Source organism: Methanosarcina sp. A14 (assembly GCF_001729375.1).
In the GTDB taxonomy this organism is placed as follows: domain Archaea; phylum Halobacteriota; class Methanosarcinia; order Methanosarcinales; family Methanosarcinaceae; genus Methanosarcina; species Methanosarcina barkeri.
This window is the reverse complement of record NZ_LZPK01000264.1, coordinates 1-4109: the sequence shown is the minus strand read 5'-3', so window position 1 is coordinate 4109 and position 4109 is coordinate 1. Positions and strand designations below refer to the sequence as shown.

Genomic DNA, 4109 nt, shown 5'->3' with positions numbered 1-4109 from the left:
CCTTAACCGATGACCAATGAGTATCAAATTAGATTTGAGATTTTAAAAGCTAATTTGAGATTCTCGTCTTATTACCGGAGTTTTACCAATTAATTTATAGTTTGAGAACTTAATGCGTAATCGATAGACCAGTTTCAACTGGACAACTCAAGAAAAGCCATAATGTTAAATTGGTTATAGGGGCGCTAGTGGGATGAAATCGGTTTTATTGGACGCTAGTGATATAATATTGATTATATGGACATGAGTGATAAAAACTGGTTGTATGAGCGTGAGTGAGGTAAAATTGATTACATGGACGTGAGTGAGATAAAACTGGCTATACTGCGCTGAATCATTTAATTCCTGCAGGACAAGGTATTTCTATAAATAGCCTTAAACAAAAATAGGTATTAATGACTTTACAGATGAAGGTGACGCTAAATACTCAGGTTATTCTCACAAGTGTTTCATAAAACTTGAAAGTCTTCAGCAGACTTTATTCTAGTATACTTATAATGTTTCCATTTTATAAACAGCTCACATAGCTTCACATATTATCCACATATGATTCACACATGACTACATATTCTTCTCATCAAGGTTGAGGATTTCTTCAATTTAAAGCAAAGGAGCTCTTTGTATGACTGATCATAATGAACTAAAACAGAAAATGTATGAATGGACTCAGAAATATGCAGAAAAAGCAGGGTACAGGCTTAACCCGGATAAAGAAGCTCTTGACTATGTGCTTGATGGACTTACAGTTAAGCTTGAGAAATTCGGAAGGCGTTACTGTCCCTGCAGAATAGTTACCGGAGATGAAAAAGAAGATAGAAAGATTGTATGTCCCTGCATCTATCATAAAGAAGAAGTCGAAAGGGACGGAAACTGTCACTGCGAACTTTTCTTCAAAGCGAATTAATTGAGTTCAGCGGATTCGGTTTGCCTGCAAAGAGGCTTTATTGGTCTATTCCGAAGGGCAGGAAAGTTAAATTGTAAGATCTCCTGACCTGAAAGGCCCGGAAACAAAAGGCTGCATACCTGGGGACATCAAAGTCTTAAGGTTTGCTCCAAGCCTTTTAAAAAAAGGCTTGAGCAAAAACCTTTAGAGAAAAAGGCCTGGAGCAAACCTTTTGAGAAAAGGTTTTATCGAAAATCCTTAGCAACGATGTGATAACATCCCTTCTTAAAAAAGGTTTGACTACAACCCTCTTGAAAAAAATTTGATCGCAATTTTTCCGGGAGAAAGTTTGACCAATGGCCTACACAACGTGATAAAATGTCGTGACGGCGTGATAAATCGATGAAGCAGTTTACACAATCTTTTTACAAAAAGCTTGGATGAAAACAGTTTATAAATATTTATAATAAATCCTTACTGCAATTTAAAAGTAACGCTGAAAACAAAAAAGCGAGGGTTTAAGGAAGATTACTTAGATATATTTAATTAAAGGTTATATAATATACGTTTTCACAGTGACATGCTTAATGTGACACACTTAATCTTGCTTTTTAATATACTTCTTAACCTTCATACTCTTCAATGAAAAACTGACATAAAAAATTTGACTCAAGGGTGACCTGTAATGACAAATGCAATGGAACTCTATCAGATGCTTCCAAAGACTAACTGCAAAAAGTGCGGAAAAACCTCTTGTATGGCGTTTGCAGTATCTCTCATGGCCCACGAGCTCACACCCGAGGATTGCCCGCCTCTTAAAGATGAACCAAAGTATAAAGAAAACTATGAAAAGATAAGTGAACTTTTCAAACCTTCCGAAAGCGCAACTGAAACCGGACTTATAGTGCATGAAGACTTATGTTTTGGCTGTGGAAACTGTGTGGTTGCCTGTCCTCCGAATGTAGCTAATGATCCACACGGAATAGGCTCGGGAAAGGCCCCTACGAATCCTAATAAGCTGGTCTTGGCCGTAGAAGACGGCATTGTAAAAGCTCAAAACTTAGGGGAATGCCGCCGTTTCGGAAAGAACAAAATTCTATGTAATGGCTGTATAGTAACCTGCCCTGTAGAGGCAATCGAGTTTGTGTGAGGAAGCGGATATGGAGAAAAACTATCATGTATGCACAGGCTGCGGACTCCTCTGTGACGATATTGAGGTTGAGTCCGAAAATAACATTGTGAATAAAGTTTATACAGCCTGCAGAGTAGGAGTCGCCCATATGAAGGAAGCAAGAAGGGGCGAAGCAGATTTTCTGGTTGATAATAAGCCTGTAGATGAAGCTACTGCTATCAGTGAGGCTGCATCGATTCTTAAAAATGCCAGAAATCCTCTGATCTTCGGTCTTGGGACTTCTACCAGTGAAACCCAAAAAATAGCAATTGAACTTGCAAAGAAAATTAACGCTACCCTGGATGATACCTCCTCGTTCTGCCTGGGTCCTCTAGCTGAGGCTCTCATTCAGGATAAGCTTAAGACCTGTACTCTTGACGATGTAAGGAATAAAGCTGATGTTATCATATACTGGGGAACAGATCCATCGGATTCTCATCCTCGCCTTCTTTCGAAGCACTCCTACTTCCCCAGAGGAACAGAAAAGCAGAGAGGCTGGGAAGAGGAAAGGACAGCCATAGCAATCGATGTCCGGAAGTCCCATACCGCAAAGATCTGCGGGAATTATTTCTTCCAGATCCCTCCAAAAGGAGATGCAGAATTTATCGATGCCATGATTGCAGGGCTTTCTGGAAAGCTTCCTAAAACCTCTTACAATTACCCGCCTAAAAAAATCCTTGAGCTGGCAAACATCCTTAAAGGAGCAAAGTTCGGAGTAATGTTTGTAGGACGCGGGCTCATTTACTCGCTTGAAAACCTTGAGCCTCTTTTCAAGCTGATGGAAATTCTGAATGAGAAAGCAAATTTCCACCTCATACCAATGGTAAGCAGCTCTAATACAATGGGCTTTAACGAAAACCTCTTTGCAGAAACTGGATACGTGAACAGTGTAAAGTTTGAAAATGGAACTGCAAAGCATGGACCCGAATACTCAGTTGTTGAATCTCTTAAAGCAAAATCGGTGGACGCAGCCCTTATAATAGGTTCAGACCCGCTTTTATTCCTTCCCGGATCTATTGCAAAGAACATGCTGGAGATTCCTGTTATCTCGATGGATCATTGTGAAACCCTGACTTCCAAGCACTCAAAGGTCTACATCAATACCGCAATAAATGGGGTAGAGGCAGGGGGAAGTTCCATACGCATGGATAGAGTTAAAATGAGCTTTGAGCCTGTTATTGAGACAAATCACCTGTCTGAGGAAGTAATTCTCAAGAAAATAATGGAGGCACTCTGATGGATTTCGGATCTTTTCTTACAGCTCCCGAAATAAATGTCAAAGTCATAACTTACAGGGACATCTTTCAGGATAAGGCTATGCTCGAAAACCGCTTTGGGGACGAATACAAAGACCTATCTGCGATAATAAAGCTGGACCATGCGGATTTCAAACAGTTGGACGTGAAAAAAGGCGACACAGTAATTTTAAAAAATTCCTTTGGAAGAGTTGTGGTAAAGGCTATGGAATCTGGATATGAAACTCCTCACAAAGGCATCGCATATATGCCCAAAAGCCCCTGGTCCAATATGCTGGTCTCAGATGAAACCGGAGGTACAGGGGTACCTAAATTCAAGGATATATCCGTAACCGTTACCAGTGCAAAAGGGGAAAAAGTAACAGAACTCATGCTTTAAATGGTTTCCCTGGTAAGGTAAACAAATCCCTTAAAAATTGCCGTAAAAGCGGCAAAATTATTTTATATTCATTTTCATAGTTGTTTAGCTGCAGATTGGATGAAAGCATGGTTGATGTACTTCTAAAATTTACAAAAATCTTGAAAAACGGCACTACTTTCTACCGCTTTGAAAGTTTTGAAAACGTGGATTCAAGGTGGGAGCTGCCCTGTGAGTATCTTTCAGGACCTCACTTTGCAGCCTGGAATGGTGTTCTTCTGTATTCTGGTGGAAATAGCATACATACTCTCTGTCCAGGAAACTTAATTTCCTTGAGTGAGTATCAGGAACTGATGAAAATTATTGAAATTGGGAAAGAAAGGTTAAAAAAAATAAAGAGCAAAATGAGCACCTGAATATTTTCTCAATAAAAACTTGTCT

At 39.6% G+C, this 4109-nt stretch carries 5 protein-coding genes; all 5 read left to right on the top strand.

Annotation, left to right across the window (positions count from 1 at the left end; translation table 11 throughout):
• Positions 1-622: 622 nt before the first annotated feature.
• The 5 genes from A9239_RS12350 (at position 623) to A9239_RS12330 (ending at position 4084) form a co-directional block, all read left to right on the top strand.
• Positions 623-904 carry a ferredoxin-thioredoxin reductase catalytic domain-containing protein gene (locus A9239_RS12350; protein WP_011307856.1) on the top strand — a complete coding sequence of 94 codons (282 nt, stop codon included), beginning with the start codon at positions 623-625 and terminating at the stop codon, positions 902-904.
• 664 nt (positions 905-1568) lie between these two features.
• Positions 1569-2033 carry a (Fe-S)-binding protein gene (locus tag A9239_RS12345; protein WP_048118065.1) on the top strand — a complete coding sequence of 155 codons (465 nt, stop codon included), beginning with the start codon at positions 1569-1571 and terminating at the stop codon, positions 2031-2033.
• 10 nt (positions 2034-2043) lie between these two features.
• Positions 2044-3291, top strand: a complete 1248-nt coding sequence (locus A9239_RS12340) for a formylmethanofuran dehydrogenase subunit B (RefSeq protein ID WP_048122938.1) — start codon at positions 2044-2046, stop codon at positions 3289-3291.
• The gene (locus A9239_RS12335; RefSeq protein WP_048118068.1) at positions 3291-3689 is read left to right on the top strand and encodes a molybdopterin dinucleotide binding domain-containing protein; all 399 of its coding nucleotides are present in this window, start codon (positions 3291-3293) and stop codon (positions 3687-3689) included. Before A9239_RS12340 ends, A9239_RS12335 begins: the two co-directional genes overlap by 1 nt.
• A gap of 107 nt (positions 3690-3796) precedes the next feature.
• Positions 3797-4084: a hypothetical protein gene (locus A9239_RS12330; RefSeq protein ID WP_048118072.1), complete on the top strand. Its 288-nt coding sequence runs from the start codon at positions 3797-3799 to the stop codon at positions 4082-4084.
• Positions 4085-4109: the final 25 nt, after the last annotated feature.

Excerpts from the sequence above, each read along its gene's own strand:
- A9239_RS12350 (WP_011307856.1), top strand. The coding sequence starts at position 623 with ATGACTGATCATAATGAACTAAAACAGAAAATGTATGAATGGACTCAG.
- A9239_RS12345 (WP_048118065.1), top strand. The coding sequence starts at position 1,569 with ATGACAAATGCAATGGAACTCTATCAGATGCTTCCAAAGACTAACTGC.
- A9239_RS12340 (WP_048122938.1), top strand. The coding sequence starts at position 2,044 with ATGGAGAAAAACTATCATGTATGCACAGGCTGCGGACTCCTCTGTGAC.
- A9239_RS12335 (WP_048118068.1), top strand. The coding sequence starts at position 3,291 with ATGGATTTCGGATCTTTTCTTACAGCTCCCGAAATAAATGTCAAAGTC.
- A9239_RS12330 (WP_048118072.1), top strand. The coding sequence starts at position 3,797 with ATGGTTGATGTACTTCTAAAATTTACAAAAATCTTGAAAAACGGCACT.